Raw genomic sequence first — 16,729 nt, forward strand, 5'->3', positions numbered from 1 at the left:
AACAAAAGAAAACGCATGAGCGATGAGGTACGAGCGATGCTGACCAAGAAGCAATTGGATTTGCTGGAATTCATCCATAAACGCGTGCAAGCGGACGGTGTTCCGCCCAGTTTTGATGAAATGAAGGCAGCACTGGATCTGCGGTCAAAATCTGGGATCCATCGACTGATCACCGCACTGGAAGAGCGCGGCTTTATCCGACGCCTCGCCCATCGTGCGCGCGCCATCGAAATCGTCAAACTGCCAGAAAGTCTTGGTGGTGAACCTACGGTGGGTTTCAAACCTCGTGTGATCGAAGGTGACCGGCCCAAAGGTCCGCGCCCTGCGAATTTCGAACCTGTGACGGTTGATGCGATGGAACTGCCCGTCATGGGCCGGATCGCCGCCGGTGTGCCGATCGAAGCGATCAGCCATGTCTCACACAGGGTTGCGGTTCCGGGATCAATGGTATCGGGTCGTGGTGAACATTATGCGCTTGAGGTGCGTGGTGACTCGATGATTGACGCCGGAATCAATGACGGCGATGTTGTCGTGATCCGTGAGACCTCAGCCGCTGACAACGGTGATATCGTGGTCGCATTGGTCGAGGATCAAGAGGCCACATTGAAACGGTTTTTCCGCCGTGGACAGGCCATTGCGCTTGAAGCCGCAAATCCGGCCTATGAAACCCGTGTGCTTCCTGAGGACAAGGTGAAGGTTCAGGGCCGTCTGGTCGGTCTAATTCGAAGCTACTGACGCGTGCTGGGCGACCACAAGCGACGGCCAGAAACCTGAGAACTGGTTAGGATACGCCCTTTCGAAAGGGCCAGGCTTCCTGTTTTCTGAAGAATTTCAGGGTCGTATACGCTGCACTCACCGCTCAGCGCCAGCGATACCGGTGCTACAACAATCTGTTCTGGCCCGCATTCGTCAAAGGCACGCGCCGCCCGTTTTCCGGTCAGGTGGATCAGTTCTTTGTCGCCAAGCAGATAGCGTTGGATTCCCTTAGATGCCTTTGGCCAACGCTCGGCAGCCTTTGGTTGATCGGCACCGTCCCCGTCATTCTCTAACCAGACAGATGCGACGAATCCACTGCCCTTGTTCTTGCTCAACGCGCGGCCCTGATCGGTCATAATACCAACCAGACCTCCGGATTCGGCAATCAGCACATCGGGGCGGTGTCCCTGCCCCCACATCATGAAAGCCACAAGCGCCGGGGCCAAACCAACCCACCTTGCCCGCCCTTGCCACAGGATCAACCAAAGAAGGGACAGCGCAAGAACGGGTAAGACGAATTCGGCAGGGCTAACCACATATCCGCGCGCTCCATCCAAATCAGAAACCCAACGCGCAACTGCCAATATCCATCTCAGGCCCAAACCCATCACTTGCAGCGCCGGTGCTTCTAATCCAAACGGAGCCAGCAACGCAGCAACGACCGCCGCCGGAACAACCAGCATCCCCATCACCGGTACGGAGACAAGATTTGCCAACAACCCGAAATGCGACACGGTGTTGAAATGCGCCGCCCCGATCGGCGCTGTTGCAATCCCGGCTATTGCGGATGACATTACTAAGGCTAGTACGGGACGCAGCCACTTTGGACCAGGCATCGGACCGTAGTCGCGCAACGCACCAAACACGGCGACAAGCGCAGTCGTTGCTGCAAAAGACATCTGGAATCCTGGGCTTAATAAGGATTCGGGACGCAATATCAATACAATCAGAGCAGCAACCGCCACCGCACGCATTGAAATCGCGCGGCGATCCAGCAGCACTGCCCCCAGCATGACACACACCATGACGAAGGCGCGCTCGGTCGCGACATTTCCACCGGATAGAAACAGATAGATGGTTGCGGCAATCAATGCAAAGATTGCCGCCAGCTTTCGAACCGGAATGCGTAAAGCCAAGGCAGGAACCATCGATAACCCGATACGGCAAGCCACAAATACAAAGCCTGTCAACAATCCCATATGCAGGCCCGAGATCGCGAGAAGATGCGCCAAGTTTGATGCACGCAACGCGTCGAGTGAGGCCTGACCCATTCCGCTGCGATCACCAGTGGTAACGGCGGCGGCGAACCCACCGACCTCACCGGGCAATATCGTTCTCACCCGGTTTGAAATTGCCATACGCCAGGCGGTAATCCGCACGCCCTCCAGCCCATCGTGAACTGGCGCGGCAGTCAGAATCGGAACCCGTGTGTACCCAACGGCACCAAGCTGCTGGAACCAGGCATGGCGGCGAAAATCAAAGCCGCCGGGCTCGACCGGTCCCTGTGGCGGCGACAGGTGGGCGGTGGTCATGATCCTTTGTCCGGGTGAGAGTTCGACGGTATCACCATGCACGGACAACCGGACGTGCCGAGGTCTCAGATCAGGTGGAACGCTCGCAATCTTTACCTGATCCAATGTGACCCGCAGAGCATCCGATGCAGATCGGTCCAGCGCCACGACCCTACCTTCGACCGGGCCGTAGTAGCGCCATTGCAAAACCGGCTCGGCCACCATATGCGCCCGCGCACCCGCCAACAGGAAACCAAAGGCAATCAGTGCGATCCCAGCGGCCAGCGGAGACCAGGCAGCACCCAACCAACGGGTGGCGGCAACCGCAATCAGCGCAAGCGCCAGCACCCCTACGAACAGATCAACTTTGGGCTCGAACCTCAGGCTGAAATACCAACCGATCCCGATTGCCAGTAAAACCGGAGACCAGGCAAACAGATGCCCCCTTTGGGTAAGCAATGCGACCTTGACCCGTGTCAGAACACGCATGGTTGCCCCCGTCCTTCCGGCTGGGTAGATAGTCGCCAAGCTATGCCCGCCAAGGTTACCAAAAGGTTAATCCACACAATGTCCGATCAGGTCGTCACCCGCTTTGCCCCCTCTCCCACCGGATTTCTACATATCGGTGGCGCGCGTACTGCGCTGTTCAACTGGCTCTATGCCCGGGGTCGCGGAGGCAAATTCCTTCTGCGGATCGAGGACACGGATCAGGAACGTTCGACACCAGAGGCAACCGCAGCGATTCTGCAGGGCATGGAATGGCTTGGTCTGGATCACGACGGTGACGTCATCAGCCAGTTCGAAGGCGCGGACCGCCATGCCGAAGTCGCCCGTCAGTTGCTGGCTGAGGGCAAGGCCTACAAATGCTTCTCAACACAGGATGAAATCGCCGCGTTCCGTGAACAAGCGCGGGCCGACGGAAAATCAACCCTGTTCCGCAGCCCATGGCGAGACGTTGATCCGGCATCCCACCCTGACGGCCCTTATGCGATCCGTATTAAGGCACCGCAGGACGGTACCACTGTGATCCGCGATCAGGTCCAAGGTGATGTGACCATTCGCAACGACCAGCTAGATGATATGATCCTGCTGCGCTCGGACGGTACACCGGTTTATATGCTCGCCGTTGTTGTTGACGATCACGATATGGGCGTGACCCATGTGATACGGGGCGATGATCACCTGAACAACGCAGCGCGCCAGATGATGATCTATGAGGCGATGGGATGGGATGTGCCGGTTTGGGCGCATATCCCGCTAATCCACGGCCCGGACGGCAAAAAACTCAGCAAACGCCACGGCGCCTTGGGCGCGCAGGAATATCAGGCGATGGGATACCCTGCCGCGGGGATGCGCAACTATCTGGCGCGATTGGGTTGGAGCCACGCCGATGACGAATTCTTTACCGACGCACAAGCCAAAGAATGGTTTGATCTGGACGGCATCGGCAAAAGCCCGGCGCGGTTCGATCTGAAGAAACTGGAAAACCTGTGCGGACAACATATTGCCGTTGGGGAAGATGCTGCATTGCAGCAGGAAATCGAAGGTTATCTGGCCGCCGCAGACTTGACACCTTTGACCGCAACACAATCAGGTGATCTGACCCGTGCGATGTATTGCCTCAAAGACCGTGCGCGTATGTTCCCGGAACTGCTTGATAAAGCACATTTTGTGTTGGCTTCCCGGCCAATCGAACCTGATGAGAAGGCCGCAAAAGCTCTGGCATCTGTATCCGACGGTATACTGAAAGAATTGACGCCGCAGTTGCAAAATGCTAGCTGGTCCCGGAACGAACTGGAGGTGGCCCTGAATTCGTACGCAGAGGCGATTGGGGTTAAGTTCGGCAAATTGGCCGGCCCACTGCGGGCGGCGCTGGCAGGCCGTGCAGTCACACCTTCGGTATTTGACATGATGCTTGTGCTTGGGCGGGATGAAACCCTGGCGCGGCTTTCTGATGCAGCGAACCCTGACTGATTTCACATTCGGGTAATGCTGCTCCGCTAAGAACGGACTGCGCGACACCACGCAGTCGTTGCCTGCTTTGCCGGACAGCGATCTGGCATCAGTACGAATGAGGAAGGGATAAATATGACCGAGAGCGCAAAAACAGCCAAACTGACTGTCCACGGCGAAAGCTATGATCTGCCCATGTTTTCTCCGACTGCGGGGCCCGATGTGATCGATATTCGCAAACTCTATGGTCAGGCTGGTGTGTTTACATATGATCCCGGCTTCACCTCGACCGCGAGTTGTGACAGCACCATCACGTTTATTGATGGCGACAAGGGCGAACTGTTGCATCGTGGTTATCCGATCGAGCAGGTCGCGTCGAAATCACACTTCCTCGAACTCAGCTATCTGCTTCTTTACGGCGAGTTGCCGTCGGCCAAGGATCTCGAGAACTTCGAGACCACAATCACCCGGCATACGATGCTGCACGAACAGATGCAGTATTTCTATCGCGGTTTCCGCCGCGATGCGCATCCCATGGCGATCATGGTGGGTGTAGTCGGCGCGATGTCGGCATTTTATCACGATTCAACCGACGTCTCGGACCCGCATCAGCGCGAGATTGCATCTCACCGCTTGATTGCGAAGATGCCAACCATCGCGGCTTGGGCATATAAATACCACATCGGTCAGCCTTTCGTGTATCCGCGCAACGATCTGGACTATGCGTCGAACTTCTTGCAAATGTGTTTCGCAGTTCCTGCGGAAGACTACGAGGTAAACCCGATTCTGGCACGTGCCATGGATCGTATCTTCATGCTGCAGGCCGATCATGAACAGAACGCCTCGACATCGACGGTTCGATTGGCGTCTTCGTCGGGTGCGAATCCGTTTGCCTGTATTGCAGCCGGTATCGCCTGCCTGTGGGGTCCGGCGCATGGCGGCGCAAATCAGGCCTGCCTGGAAATGCTGGAAGAGATCGGCAGCGTGGACCGCATCCCCGAATTCATCGACCGCGCCAAGGACAAGGACGATCCGTTCCGCCTGATGGGCTTTGGCCACCGCGTATACAAAAACTTTGATCCGCGCGCGACTGTCATGAAACAGTCGGCGGACGAAGTGCTTGATCTGCTGGGCGTCGAAAACAACCCAAAACTGCAGGTCGCGAAAGCACTGGAAAAGCAGGCGTTGGAAGATCCGTATTTCATCGAAAAGAAACTGTTCCCGAATGTCGACTTCTACTCGGGCATCGTAATGGAAGCGATGGGTTTCCCAACCTCGATGTTCACCCCGATCTTTGCGTTGTCGCGCACGGTCGGCTGGGTCAGCCAGTGGAAAGAAATGATCGCCGATCCACAGAACAAGATTGGACGTCCGCGCCAGCTGTATCTGGGTGCGACGAGCCGAGACTATGTGGATATTGAAAACCGCTGATCTTCTATCACAAATCTACGCAAAGGCCCTGGTTTTCCGGGGTCTTTTTTTGTTCCGCGACGTTACTAAAATGAAACCGTTCTGAGGCAATCACAGGCCATCGCGTTGTTCGTTCTTTTCGCAAAGACGTCTTCAACCTAGTGTTGCGGCGTCTTGCAAATAGTTTTTGGTCATCATGCGTTTCGCCATATTGTTTTTAGTGCTGCTGCTCGCTCAGACAGCATCCGCGCAAACCCTGCTTGAAAGGGCTTTTGAAAAGCAGCAACAGGAAAACGCTGCGGGTTCGCTTGCGATCTTGGGGTTGGCGGGAATACCGGACGATTCTGCGAGCGCTATTTCGTTACAATCGAATACGGATAATCGCGATTACGATTTCAAATCCGCTCAACTGGGCGGCGGCTTTCGCCTGGCCGAAGGCGTTCCGATCTATCTTGAAGGATACATTGGCTACGCACGCTATGATCCCGTTTTGACCTTCAGCGGCACCGGAGACACCACTCGTATTCCTCTGAAATGGACCAGTCTCGCCCTCACCGGCGGGGTCGGCTATCAGTTCGATATCGGCGAGTACTGGAAGGTGACCCCGATGGCCCACATCTCGGTCGGGCGCACGCAATCTGATGCGTCGGTCGGGGCACAGGCGATTGCCAATCGCGTGGGGCTTGATCGGGACTTCCTTGAAAGCGGTGGCATCTGGGCTGGCGGCGCGGGCGGCTCGATGACTGTTTCGTACGACCAACCCCTATCCAATGATCGTGAATTCGAGGCAAGCCTGCGCTACACGCATATTGAATATTGGCCCATTGGTGACAACAAAGACCTGCTGGTCGAGTCTACGGCTGCAAATGCAGTCCTGTGGTCGCGTTACCGTTTTCCAACCGGCAGGCGCATGTTTGGGCGTCCGGTTCGATGGGTTGGCGATCTGTCCGTATCCTACCTGCTCGGGGATCAGGCGCTTGTGCTTGGCACCGACTGGCTGGCTCGTGTTGGTGGCGGGATCGAGGTTGATCTGTCCGATACCTGGGTGCCATGGGTTTCAACGACAAGGTTCATGGTCCGTTATTATGGAAGTGATACGGTAAACGGATTCTCGGCCGGGATAGGTATCAGCTTCTGAACGGTTGTATCAAAACAAAGTCAGTTGATCGCCGGGCTGAGGCGGCGGCGCAAAATCAGCACAGTTCAGCGGGGGCAGATCCACTGACAATCCTAACCGTTTCACTGCGGCGTTAAACCTTTGTGCAACCATCTCGGCATAAGTCCCCTCGCCCCGCATTCGGTGCCCCCAGCGGGGGTCGTATTCTTTACCACCATGCATTTCACGTAGCCGTGCCATGATCTTCTCTGCCCTGTACGGCTGATTCTCAAACACCCATTCCCGCCACAGTTCAGAAACTTCTCGTGGCAGTCGGAGCATAATCCAGCTTGCCGCTTCAGCGCCGGCCTGTTTCCCTGCCTCCAGCAGGTTCTCAATCTCATGATCAGTCAGCCCAGGTACGATTGGAGAGGTCATGACACGCACAGGAACCCCTGCCTGGGTCAGGTTTTGGATCATACGTAGCCTGCGTTGAGGCGATGGAGCGCGTGGCTCCATCCGTCGTGAAAGATCGGGGTCCAGTGTGGTCAGCGAAATGCCAACCCGGACAAGACCTTTCCGGGCCATAGGTGCCAGAACATCAAGGTCACGCTCGATCAATGCACCCTTTGTCACGATGGCGACCGGGTGTTGAAACGCACTTAGCACGCGAAGGCAGTCCCTTGTTATTTCGCGGTTTTTTTCGATCGGTTGATAGGGATCGGTATTGGTGCCCAATGCAATCGTCGCCACTTTGTACGATCGCGCAGAAAGCTCGCGTCGTAAAACCTCAGCAGCATTGGGACGTGCGATAAGGCGTGTTTCAAAATCCAGGCCCGGAGATAGACCCAGATAGGCATGGGTTGGTCGGGCAAAGCAATAAACGCACCCATGCTCGCACCCCCGATACGGATTGATCGAACGATCAAAGGGCAAATCCGGAGATTTATTGTAAGTGATCAGGCTGCGGGCAACCTCATCACTAACATCAGTCCGAAGAACCGGTAAATCTTCGGGCAAACACCAGCTATCTTCGGTCATTTCGGTTGAAAACCGTTCGAACCGGCCTGCAGTGTTCGACGCTGCGCCACGACCCGGATGCTTTAGGTCAGCACGCATTTGTTCACCTTACGTTCCATTATTCAGATCTAATGTAGACCCATTGCGCTGACAAGTTCTGCAATCCGGTTTTAACAAACCAGCAAATCAGGGCCCTGCATTCCGATTGATTGGTTGGACACGGGTAAAATGAAACAAATGCACGATGATCTTGCATATTTCGATGTCGCTGGGTGCAATATTTCAGCCTATAGGTCGGTCTCGGAGCCACCTAGGTCGCAATCGTCACAGTAGACCTGCGACGAAATGGCCAAAACGGAAAAAATGCCACCAAGGGCCGACGGCCCGCACAGCTCAGGGAAATACCCATGTCTGACGAAGACGACATCGTCCTGTCCGAACTAAATGACGACGAGCTCGTCGAGCAGATGTTCGACGACCTCTATGACGGCTTGAGGGAAGAGATCGAAGAAGGCGTAAACATCCTGCTGGAACGCGGATGGATGCCCTACGACATTCTCACCAAAGCGTTGGTCGGTGGTATGACTATTGTTGGCCACGACTTCCGTGACGGCATCCTGTTCGTGCCCGAGGTTCTGCTGGCCGCCAACGCCATGAAGGGCGGCATGGCGATCTTGAAGCCATTGCTGGCCGAAACCGGCGCCCCGCGCGTTGGCAAGATGGTGATCGGCACCGTCAAAGGCGACATCCATGACATTGGCAAGAACCTTGTAGCGATGATGATGGAAGGCGCAGGGTTCGAGGTTGTCGATCTCGGCATCAACAACCCGGTCGAAAACTACCTTGAAGCGTTGGAGAATGAGGCGCCAGACATTCTGGGCATGTCCGCCCTACTCACGACGACCATGCCATATATGAAGGTTGTGATTGACACGCTGGTCGAACAGGGCCTGCGCGAGGAGTATGTTGTTCTGGTTGGCGGCGCGCCGCTGAACGAAGAATTCGGCAAAGCAATCGGTGCTGATGGCTATTGCCGTGATGCTGCGGTCGCCGTGGAAATGGCCAAGGATTTCATGTCGCGCAAGCACAACCAACTGGCCGGCTAAAGCACGAGACCATACCGTGAGACAGGCCGTCCTTTTCGGGGCGGCCTTTTTTGTACCAAGCACGCGATCCTATATAAGTGTAGCCAGCCTGAGAGTTCACATGACCGATGCACAAATGCCAGATGATGACGGCCTGACCCGTCAGGGTTACACCGCACCGCGCACAGTAGAATCAATTCTTCTGATCGCCTGCGGTGCGCTGGCGCGCGAAATACTGGACCTCAAGGAACGGAATGGCTGGGACCATATGGCATTGACATGCCTTCCCGCCATTCTGCACGTACACCCGGAAAAGATCACTCAGGCAGTGGAGGACGCAGTTACCAAGCATCAGGACGCATATGATCGGATTTACGTTGTCTATGCCGATTGCGGAACCGGAGGTCTGTTGCAAGCTGCGTGCGAACGGCTGGGGGTCGAAATGATCAAAGGCCCCCATTGCTACTCATTCTTCGAGGGGAACTTGGCCTTTGCCGCGCATGGCGACGATGAGACCACCGCGTTTTATCTGACAGACTTCCTCGCAAGGCAGTTCGACGCGTTTGTCTGGAAACCGCTTGGCCTGGATCGACATCCTGAATTGCGTGAGATGTACTTTGGGAACTACACCAAGCTCGTCTACCAAGCACAGACCGACAATCCCGAACTTACCCGTCGCGCGCAGGAGTGTGCGAAACGGATGGGGTTGGAATTCGAGCGTCGGCAGACTGGATATGGCGATCTGGAAACGACACTTTCAGATTGGGCAGCACGCTAGCAAGAGTGACGATCAGGCGTTGGCCAGCGCAACCTCACGAATTCGTTCAATCATGGCGCGTAGGCCGTTCGATCGTTGCGCTGATAAATGATCTTGCAGCCCCAGGCGCGCCAGTTCACCACCGGCATCTACCTTCGGAACGTCGGCCACGGGCAAATCATTGTAAAGCGTGCGTAAAACCGCGATCAGCCCCCGCACAATCAGCGCATCGCTATCGCCATCAAATCGAAACTGACCATTCTCGATATTCGGATGCAGCCAGACCTGACTGGCGCAACCATTCACTTTGGTCGCAGGCACCTTGAACGCATCATCCAGCGGCTCCATCGCTTTGCCCTGCTCGATGACATGGCGATAGCGGTCTTCCCAGTCTTCCAGAAACTCGAAATCTTCGACTATCTCTTCAAAGGCCGGCGTTGCCATGGCGGGTCTGTCCTTGCGTTAAGCGATCACAATTGTGACCTATGCTCAGCTTTACCTACTGTCCAGCCCCCTGCATGGCTTTTCAAGATGTCGAAATTGCGATAACCCAATGCGGGTAATGTTGCGCAAAGCGTTGGGTCCATGCACAAAACTCTGACTGTTCTTCTGCTCTCTGCCACGGTTCTTTCGGCCTGTAACAGCTGGAGCAACTCTCGGGCAAATCCATCGAACTGGTTTGGCAGCAGCACCCCTGCCCCTACAGAGGTTTCGGCTAACGACGCGGACGCGTTGGTTCCACGCCAAAATAACGGCAAAGGCTTGCTGGCGCGACCAGAAGTCATCGATAACAGCGTTCCGATCGCCGTCATTAACGAATTGCGGGTCGACCCGACCGCCTCGGGCGCGATTGTGTATGCGGCTGGCACTGCAATCCGCCAGGGTGCCTACAATGCACAGCTTGCGCGGGTAAGATCCGAAGAGCTTACCAAGAATGGAATTATGGAATTCACCTTCCGCGTGGACTATCCGAACTATGCGACCGTTCAGGGCAACGAGAGATCAAGAATGGTATCCGAGGCTGTCAACGTGTCCAAACAGGATCTGGAAGGAATTCGTCTGGTTCGTGTCAAAGGCCAGCAAAACGCGTTGGAATCCCGTCGCCGTTAAAGCGAGACAACCTCGACCGCCTGCCCTTTGGCAGCTAACGCGATCTTGCCTTCGCACAGCTTCAGCGCGTCCTCACCAAAAACCTCGAACCGCCAACCGGACATGGCGGGTAGATCGCGTTCACCAGCGGCGATTTGATCCAGATCCGCGCTTGAGGCGATCAGTTTCGCAGCAACGCCTGCACTCTCAGTCTTTGATTTCAACAGAACGCGCAGCAAATCCGCAAGGGCGGGATTTACCTTCAGCTTGTCACGGCTGTTATCGACCTTTGGCAACTGATCCGGCGGGCAGTTCACGCCTCGTTTCACTGCTGCCAAAATGCCGTCCGCAATCGCACCTCTGCGCGCCTCGCGCAGCAACAAACGTGATCCTCCCAAATCCGAAGTGGTCTTGGGTTTTGTCGAAGCCATCTCGATCAGTGCGTCGTCTTTGAAAACCCGGCTGCGTGGCACGTTGTTACCTTGTGCGTGGGCTTCGCGAAACTGCGCCAGTTCTTTGACCACGGCTAGAAACTTGGCAGAGTTCGTCCGCGTCTTGACTCGGCGCCATGCCTCTTCGGGACGAATATCGTAGGTCTCGGGCCGGGTGAGGATACGAATCTCTTCCGCGACCCAGTGATCTCGCTGCGTCTTTTTTAGCGCTGCAGCCAGATGTTCATAAATATTCCTCAGATGGGTCACATCAGCCAGCGCATAGGTCTTCTGCGCGTCCGTCAAAGGACGTCGCGACCAGTCGGTAAAGCGTGAGGTTTTATCCACGCCTTCCTTACATATCTTTCGAACCAAGGTCTCATACCCGACCTGTTCGCCAAAGCCACAGACCATCGCAGCGACCTGAGTGTCAAACAGCGGCGTTGGAAAAACGCCAGCATCGACCCAGAATATCTCCAGATCCTGCCGCGCTGCGTGGAAAACCTTGACCACGCTTTCGTCCCGAAACAACTCATACAGAGGCTCCAGCGACAGGCCATCGGCCAAAGGGTCTACCAGAACCGCGCTGTCTTCATCCTCGGATGGGAACGCAAGTTGCACGAGACAGAGTTTCGAATAATAAGTCCGTTCGCGCAGAAACTCTGTATCTACAGTGACATAAGGGTATTGAGAGGCAGCCGAACAGAATGCGGCCAGCTCTTGCGTCGTTGTCAGGGTTTTCATGCGCGGTGCTGTTCTTGCTTTTGGTTTTTGTAACTGCCCGTGCCGTCCTCGTCCCGAGCGATATTGGACCATAGGACGAATAACCTTCGCGTGTAAATCACCCCACGGTGTTAGGGCAGCAGAACTGGGTCTTTGTTGCCCATACAATAGCGACGAAGGACCGCAGGATACAGTTTATGCTCTTGTATCAACACGCGGGCTGCAAGGTCTTCTGGCGTGTCTCCAACCCGGATGTCCACGCGCGCCTGCCCCAGTATTGGCCCGTCATCCAAGGCGGCGGTGACTTCGTGAACGGTGCAGCCATGCTCAGCATCGCCTGCTTCGATCGCACGGGCGTGCGTATTCAAACCCTTGTATTTCGGCAAAAGCGAGGGGTGGATGTTCAGCATCCGACCTTGAAAATGCGAAACAAACTCAGCAGTCAGAACGCGCATGAAACCGGCTAGACACACGATATCCGGCTGCGCTGCCAACAAGGGCTTCAGCAATTCTGCCTCGAACGCGGCACGGTCATTACCATGGGGCTTGTGGTCAACGGCGGCGATCATAATCCCGCGATCTGCTGCTTTTTTCAACCCTCCGGCATTTGCGTCATTCGACAAAACCAGACAAGGCCGGCCCGAATGATCCCCGGTCATGCTATCGACCAGCGACAACATGTTTGATCCGCCACCGGAAATCAGAATCGCAACGCGTTTATGGCTCACAGCAATTTGCCTGAATATTCCACACCGGGCGCGGCTGTAACGGTCCCGATCCGGGCAACGGATTCTCCGGCCTCGGACAACAATGTCGTCAGTTCGCCCGCATCTTCTGCCGCACAGACGACAATCATGCCGATACCGCAATTGAAGGTCTTGAGCATCTCGGATTCAGCGATCCCACCGGTTGCGGCCATCCATTTGAACACAGGCGGCAGGTCCCAAGCGTTCAAATCGATCTCGGCCCCCAGCTCTTCGGGCAGAACGCGGGGCAGGTTTTCAGTAAGGCCGCCGCCGGTGATGTGGGCCAGTGCATGGACCCCCCCTGCCCTGATCGCTTGCAGCGCCGGTTTTACATATAGCCGCGTCGGGGTCAGCAGCGCCTCACCCAAAGTACCGCCACCAAAAGGTGAATCCGCATCCCAGCCAAGCCCAGACATCTCGACCAGTTTGCGCACCAGCGAATAGCCATTCGAGTGCACGCCATTCGAGGCCAGCCCCAGCAGAACATCCCCTCGCTGAACGCCCTCAGGCAGCGTTTTGCCTCGTTCCATCGCGCCCACCGAAAAACCCGCAAGATCAAAATCGCCATCGGGGTACATGCCCGGCATCTCAGCCGTTTCCCCGCCGATCAACGCGCAGCCAGATTGCACACAGCCTTCGGCAATGCCTTCGATAATCCGCGCGGCAGTATCCGTGTCCAGTTTACCGGTGGCAAAATAATCAAGGAAAAACAAGGGCTCGGCGCCCTGGCAGATCAGGTCATTGACGCACATCGCCACGAGGTCGATCCCAACGCCATCGACAACACCGGTATCAATCGCAATTCGCAGCTTGGTGCCCACACCATCGGTTGCGCCAACCAGAATCGGGTCTTCGTAACCTGCCGCTTTAAGGTCAAACAGAGCGCCAAAGCCACCCAGCCCGCTCATCACTCCTGAGCGATTTGTGCGCTTGGCCGCGGGCTTGATCCGGTCAACCAGAGCGTTCCCCGCATCGATATCCACACCTGCGTCGGCATAGGTGATTCCATTCTTGCCCGCTGTCATGGCCAATCCCTCATGAGTGCTTTGCGCGCGGGTTATTCGATTGTGGGCGATGTTGCAACGGTCAGGCTTGACGCGGGCTGCCATCGTGATACGCAAGGCGCATCGGCGGGCCTGTAGCTCAATTGGTTAGAGCAGAGCGCTCATAACGCTTTGGTTGGGGGTTCGAGTCCCTCCGGGCCTACCATAATTTAACATATTCAATTGCTTACACGGCGACTTTAATGTTAAATTTTGGCTAACCGCCTAAGTAGTATGGGTTAAGCAAGTCGAGCTACATTGATGAGCTTAGTCCAATTCCAATTTCGTTGTCATTCTTCCATGACGATCTCCGAGCTATTTTCTATCTAAGATGGATAATTAGCGTGACGTTTATTCTTGAGGTTGCATCTCAAGACTTATGGTGGTTACTGAGACTGTCAGCCGTGTTTCCAAGGTGTGAACCTTGAACTACACGCAGAGGCCCCCGTGGTATGCTTCTCAGGCCGACTACGGGGGTTCATTCCAACAAATGACCTACGCACACTCCACATAGGGGTGCTAATATGACAAGCGGTAACGCCGTCAAATCGAAACACAATCGTGAATTTGTGCAATTGGGGTTAGCCAGACTAAAGCCGCATTTACTGACATTTAAAGCAAAGTTAGCCAAGTTATCGCGTTGTAATAAAACACATTTTTTTGCCCCTCCGGGCCTACCAAATCACCGCCCGATGACGATATCCGCACAAAGTCCGCCCATCTTTTCGCTGCTGCCCAGCCGAAGGATGCCGCCGTGCACGCGCGCAATGTCGGCGACAATCGCAAGACCCAGACCAACTCCGCTGCCCTGATTCTGGTTTCGAGCCGGGTCAAGGCGCGTGAAGGGTTTGACCGCTTCGGTGCGCTGTTCGGCGGGGATACCTGGGCCGTCATCTTCGACCCGAATGCGGAGTGATTTTGGTGTCAATGACAGGCTGACCTCAGCCCGCGAACCATAGCGAATCGCGTTGCCGATTAGGTTCTCGACCGCCCTGCGTATCGCCGTCGGACGCAGCATCGCGGTTCCTTGTCCTTCGACCGAAACCAGTTCGACCTTCTGACCTGCACGCTGTGCATCATCGATAATCTGGCTTAGCCATATTTCAGGCTCTACCACCTCGGGTGAGCTTTCCGCCGTTCCCCGCGCAAAGTCCAAAAACGCATCCAGCAGCGATTGCATCTCGTCCACATCCTGCAACAGCGGGGCTGCCTCTTCTTCCGGTAGCAAAGCAAGACCCAATTTAAGCCGTGTCAAAGGCGTCCTCAGGTCGTGGCTGACACCTGACAACATCAAAGTGCGCTGTTCGATCTGCCGCTCGATTCGGGAGCGCATGTCGACAAAAGCATTGCCCGCTGCGCGCACCTCAATAGCGCCGCCAGGTGAGTATGGCACCACGCGTCCACGACCAAACGCCTGCGCCGCATCCGCAAGGCGCGTAATCGGTCGTAGTTGATTGCGCATATAAAGAAACGAGATCGTGGTAATCAGAGCCGCAAAGAAAACCATCGTTACGATAAGCTGATGTGGCGCAGTCGGCGACAGGCGTCGCCGATCGAAACTCAGCTCCAGCGTGCCTAGATCGGTTGCCAAATACAGCCGCACCTCCTGCCCATTCGGCAGCGCAATGTCCTCCATTTGGGGCAGCAGCGTGCGCATTTCGGCGTCAACTTGCGGGGCGATAAAATCATACCACCGGCGCTTGCCAACCTGCGGCTCTTGATTCACAGGTAAAAATCGAGCTGTCATATTCAGCGCCGCAAGGTCTGACCGTGCAGCCGCCAACGCCTGTTGCTGTGTCTCGGTCCCTTCCATTACACCTAGCACCAGCGTCACCTCGCGTGCGGCTGTGCGGGTCATCTGGGCGGTAACCTCTTCAAGGTGCTTTTGCAGAAATGCAATCGCAACAACCAAAAGCACTACGATAACCGGCAATGCCAGAATAAGTGCGGCACGCGCATAAAGGCTGCGCGGCATATAGAGTTTGAGCCATCGGGTCGACATGCGCTAAACCTAGCGGGCTGCCCGGGCAAGAGGAAGAGGTCAGAATGCAAGCGCCAGACGATTTCGACCCAGCGCCCGGACGCGCCTATCAACTCGCCCCCGGCCTCAGACGCCTACTTGCGCCCAATCCTTCGCCCATGACCTATCGCGGCACCAACACCTATCTTTTGGGAGAGAAAGATATTGCCGTTATTGACCCGGGACCGCTGAGCGATGTGCATTTGCAGGCCATTCTTGATGCACTGCAACCCGGTCAACGGATAAGCCACATATTTGTCACCCATACTCATCTGGATCATTCCCCCCTTGCCGCCCCGCTTGCAAAATGTACCGGCGCGCCTGTGCTGGCCTTTGGGGGTCCGCAGGCGGGGCGTAGCGACGTGATGAACGAACTCGCACAGAACGGCCTTGCCGGTGGTGGTGAGGGGATCGATGCCGATTTCCACGCCGATATCGAGCTTGAGGACGGTGCACATGTCACGACCGATGACTGGACGCTTGAGGTCCTCCATACCCCCGGCCATCTGGGCAACCATATCGCACTGGCTTGGGGTGATGTCTGTTTCACCGCCGATCACGTCATGGGGTGGGCCAGTTCACTGGTTTCCCCCCCTGATGGTGACCTGACGGATTTCATGGCCGCCTGCCATCGCCTGCGCGCACGGGATTGGTCTGTTTTTCACCCGGGTCACGGTGCGCCCATCACAGCGCCAGCCGAACGGCTGGATTGGTTGATACAACACCGGTTAATGCGTGAGGCTCAGATTCTTGAACAGCTGGCCCAAGGCCCCGCCACCCCCCGCCAGCTTGCGCAGCGCATCTATACTGAAACCCCTGACGCGTTGCTGCCTGCAGCGGAGCGGAATGTTTTTGCCCATCTGGTCGATCTGAGCGGAAGATCCCAGATCGCACCTGATGATGCGCTTTCAGCGACCTCACGATTTCGCAGGCTTGGTTAGTCGATATTTTTTTATCAGCGATGCGCTTCTCCTCTGGACGGCGAAAAACCGGGTTGTTATACGCCCCTCAGTTCCGGCGTAGCTCAGCGGTAGAGCAGTTGACTGTTAATCAATTGGTCGTAGGTTCGATCCCTACCGCCGGAGCCAA

At 55.9% G+C, this 16,729-nt stretch carries 15 protein-coding genes and 2 tRNA genes; 10 read left to right on the forward strand and 7 right to left on the reverse strand.

The annotated features are described in order from the left end of the window. The first annotated feature begins 36 nt into the window (after positions 1–36). On the forward strand, positions 37–735 hold the full coding sequence (gene lexA, locus Q1B46_RS07040; protein WP_299946696.1) for a transcriptional repressor LexA: 699 nt from the start codon (positions 37–39) through the stop codon (positions 733–735). Here lexA and Q1B46_RS07045 read toward each other — a convergent pair. Then, positions 729–2,756, reverse strand: coding sequence for a ComEC/Rec2 family competence protein (locus tag Q1B46_RS07045; RefSeq protein ID WP_299946276.1), 2,028 nt, complete (start codon positions 2,754–2,756; stop codon positions 729–731). The genes lexA and Q1B46_RS07045 overlap by 7 nt on opposite strands. 78 nt (positions 2,757–2,834) lie before the next feature. On the opposite strand from Q1B46_RS07045, the gene gltX reads away from it, so the two are divergent. The 3 genes from gltX to Q1B46_RS07060 all read left to right on the forward strand — a co-directional run bounded on the left by gltX (position 2,835) and on the right by Q1B46_RS07060 (position 6,768). Next, the gene (gltX, locus tag Q1B46_RS07050) at positions 2,835–4,241 is read left to right on the forward strand and encodes a glutamate--tRNA ligase (RefSeq protein ID WP_299946278.1); all 1,407 of its coding nucleotides are present in this window, start codon (positions 2,835–2,837) and stop codon (positions 4,239–4,241) included. A 114-nt stretch (positions 4,242–4,355) separates the two neighbouring features. Beyond that, complete coding sequence (gltA, locus tag Q1B46_RS07055) at positions 4,356–5,651, forward strand: citrate synthase (RefSeq protein WP_299946280.1); 1,296 nt, start codon at positions 4,356–4,358, stop codon at positions 5,649–5,651. A 175-nt stretch (positions 5,652–5,826) separates the two neighbouring features. Continuing rightward, positions 5,827–6,768 carry an autotransporter domain-containing protein gene (locus Q1B46_RS07060; RefSeq protein WP_299946281.1) on the forward strand — a complete coding sequence of 314 codons (942 nt, stop codon included), beginning with the start codon at positions 5,827–5,829 and terminating at the stop codon, positions 6,766–6,768. Positions 6,769–6,777: 9 nt separating this feature from the next. Here Q1B46_RS07060 and Q1B46_RS07065 read toward each other — a convergent pair whose 3' ends face one another. Next, a complete protein-coding gene (locus Q1B46_RS07065) occupies positions 6,778–7,845 on the reverse strand; it encodes a PA0069 family radical SAM protein (protein ID WP_299946283.1) in 1,068 nt (355 codons plus the stop codon). A gap of 308 nt (positions 7,846–8,153) precedes the next feature. Between Q1B46_RS07065 and Q1B46_RS07070 the strand changes: the two genes are divergently transcribed. Both Q1B46_RS07070 and Q1B46_RS07075 read left to right on the forward strand, forming a co-directional pair. Further along, positions 8,154–8,852: a B12-binding domain-containing protein gene (locus tag Q1B46_RS07070; RefSeq protein WP_299660635.1), complete on the forward strand. Its 699-nt coding sequence runs from the start codon at positions 8,154–8,156 to the stop codon at positions 8,850–8,852. Between the two features lie 100 nt (positions 8,853–8,952). Continuing rightward, the gene (locus tag Q1B46_RS07075) at positions 8,953–9,609 is read left to right on the forward strand and encodes a DUF1638 domain-containing protein (RefSeq protein ID WP_299946286.1); all 657 of its coding nucleotides are present in this window, start codon (positions 8,953–8,955) and stop codon (positions 9,607–9,609) included. Positions 9,610–9,621: 12 nt separating this feature from the next. Here Q1B46_RS07075 and Q1B46_RS07080 read toward each other — a convergent pair whose 3' ends face one another. Continuing rightward, on the reverse strand, positions 9,622–10,032 hold the full coding sequence (locus Q1B46_RS07080) for a SufE family protein (RefSeq protein ID WP_299660639.1): 411 nt from the start codon (positions 10,030–10,032) through the stop codon (positions 9,622–9,624). A 141-nt stretch (positions 10,033–10,173) separates the two neighbouring features. Here Q1B46_RS07080 and Q1B46_RS07085 point away from each other — a divergent pair, with 141 nt between their 5' ends. Then, positions 10,174–10,698 (forward strand): hypothetical protein, encoded by a 525-nt coding sequence (locus Q1B46_RS07085; protein ID WP_299946289.1) that lies wholly within the window; start codon positions 10,174–10,176, stop codon positions 10,696–10,698. Here Q1B46_RS07085 and rnd read toward each other — a convergent pair. The 3 genes from rnd to purM all read right to left on the reverse strand — a co-directional run bounded on the left by rnd (position 10,695) and on the right by purM (position 13,602). Next, the gene (gene rnd / locus Q1B46_RS07090) at positions 10,695–11,852 is read right to left on the reverse strand and encodes a ribonuclease D (protein WP_299946291.1); all 1,158 of its coding nucleotides are present in this window, start codon (positions 11,850–11,852) and stop codon (positions 10,695–10,697) included. The two genes, Q1B46_RS07085 and rnd, sit on opposite strands and share 4 nt — an antisense overlap. Before the next feature lie 110 nt (positions 11,853–11,962). Beyond that, the gene (gene purN / locus Q1B46_RS07095) at positions 11,963–12,559 is read right to left on the reverse strand and encodes a phosphoribosylglycinamide formyltransferase (RefSeq protein ID WP_299946294.1); all 597 of its coding nucleotides are present in this window, start codon (positions 12,557–12,559) and stop codon (positions 11,963–11,965) included. Then, complete coding sequence (gene purM, locus Q1B46_RS07100) at positions 12,556–13,602, reverse strand: phosphoribosylformylglycinamidine cyclo-ligase (protein WP_299946297.1); 1,047 nt, start codon at positions 13,600–13,602, stop codon at positions 12,556–12,558. Before purM ends, purN begins: the two co-directional genes overlap by 4 nt. Before the next feature lie 107 nt (positions 13,603–13,709). Between purM and Q1B46_RS07105 the strand changes: the two genes are divergently transcribed. Beyond that, positions 13,710–13,786: transfer RNA gene (locus Q1B46_RS07105), tRNA-Ile, on the forward strand. Between the two features lie 516 nt (positions 13,787–14,302). Here the strand turns inward: Q1B46_RS07105 and Q1B46_RS07110 are convergent. Then, on the reverse strand, positions 14,303–15,622 hold the full coding sequence (locus Q1B46_RS07110) for an ATP-binding protein (protein WP_299946299.1): 1,320 nt from the start codon (positions 15,620–15,622) through the stop codon (positions 14,303–14,305). 44 nt (positions 15,623–15,666) lie between these two features. On the opposite strand from Q1B46_RS07110, the gene Q1B46_RS07115 reads away from it, so the two are divergent. Both Q1B46_RS07115 and Q1B46_RS07120 read left to right on the forward strand, forming a co-directional pair. Beyond that, positions 15,667–16,581 (forward strand): MBL fold metallo-hydrolase, encoded by a 915-nt coding sequence (locus Q1B46_RS07115; RefSeq protein ID WP_299946302.1) that lies wholly within the window; start codon positions 15,667–15,669, stop codon positions 16,579–16,581. A gap of 72 nt (positions 16,582–16,653) precedes the next feature. After that, positions 16,654–16,728 (forward strand) — tRNA-Asn (locus tag Q1B46_RS07120). Position 16,729 lies beyond the last annotated feature (1 nt).

The sequence above is a fragment of the uncultured Ruegeria sp. genome, assembly GCF_947500045.1.
Taxonomy (GTDB): domain Bacteria; phylum Pseudomonadota; class Alphaproteobacteria; order Rhodobacterales; family Rhodobacteraceae; genus Ruegeria.

What these genes read in the sequence shown, in the direction of transcription:
- purM (WP_299946297.1), bottom strand. Translation starts at nt 13,602, where the DNA reads ATGACAGCGGGCAAGAATGGAATCACCTATGCCGACGCAGGTGTGGAT.
- Q1B46_RS07085 (WP_299946289.1), top strand. Translation starts at nt 10,174, where the DNA reads ATGCACAAAACTCTGACTGTTCTTCTGCTCTCTGCCACGGTTCTTTCG.
- Q1B46_RS07080 (WP_299660639.1), bottom strand. Translation starts at nt 10,032, where the DNA reads ATGGCAACGCCGGCCTTTGAAGAGATAGTCGAAGATTTCGAGTTTCTG.
- gltX (WP_299946278.1), top strand. Translation starts at nt 2,835, where the DNA reads ATGTCCGATCAGGTCGTCACCCGCTTTGCCCCCTCTCCCACCGGATTT.
- Q1B46_RS07115 (WP_299946302.1), top strand. Translation starts at nt 15,667, where the DNA reads ATGCAAGCGCCAGACGATTTCGACCCAGCGCCCGGACGCGCCTATCAA.
- Q1B46_RS07060 (WP_299946281.1), top strand. Translation starts at nt 5,827, where the DNA reads ATGCGTTTCGCCATATTGTTTTTAGTGCTGCTGCTCGCTCAGACAGCA.
- Q1B46_RS07070 (WP_299660635.1), top strand. Translation starts at nt 8,154, where the DNA reads ATGTCTGACGAAGACGACATCGTCCTGTCCGAACTAAATGACGACGAG.
- Q1B46_RS07110 (WP_299946299.1), bottom strand. Translation starts at nt 15,622, where the DNA reads ATGTCGACCCGATGGCTCAAACTCTATATGCCGCGCAGCCTTTATGCG.
- Q1B46_RS07045 (WP_299946276.1), bottom strand. Translation starts at nt 2,756, where the DNA reads ATGCGTGTTCTGACACGGGTCAAGGTCGCATTGCTTACCCAAAGGGGG.
- gltA (WP_299946280.1), top strand. Translation starts at nt 4,356, where the DNA reads ATGACCGAGAGCGCAAAAACAGCCAAACTGACTGTCCACGGCGAAAGC.
- lexA (WP_299946696.1), top strand. Translation starts at nt 37, where the DNA reads ATGCTGACCAAGAAGCAATTGGATTTGCTGGAATTCATCCATAAACGC.
- rnd (WP_299946291.1), bottom strand. Translation starts at nt 11,852, where the DNA reads ATGAAAACCCTGACAACGACGCAAGAGCTGGCCGCATTCTGTTCGGCT.
- Q1B46_RS07075 (WP_299946286.1), top strand. Translation starts at nt 8,953, where the DNA reads ATGACCGATGCACAAATGCCAGATGATGACGGCCTGACCCGTCAGGGT.
- Q1B46_RS07065 (WP_299946283.1), bottom strand. Translation starts at nt 7,845, where the DNA reads ATGCGTGCTGACCTAAAGCATCCGGGTCGTGGCGCAGCGTCGAACACT.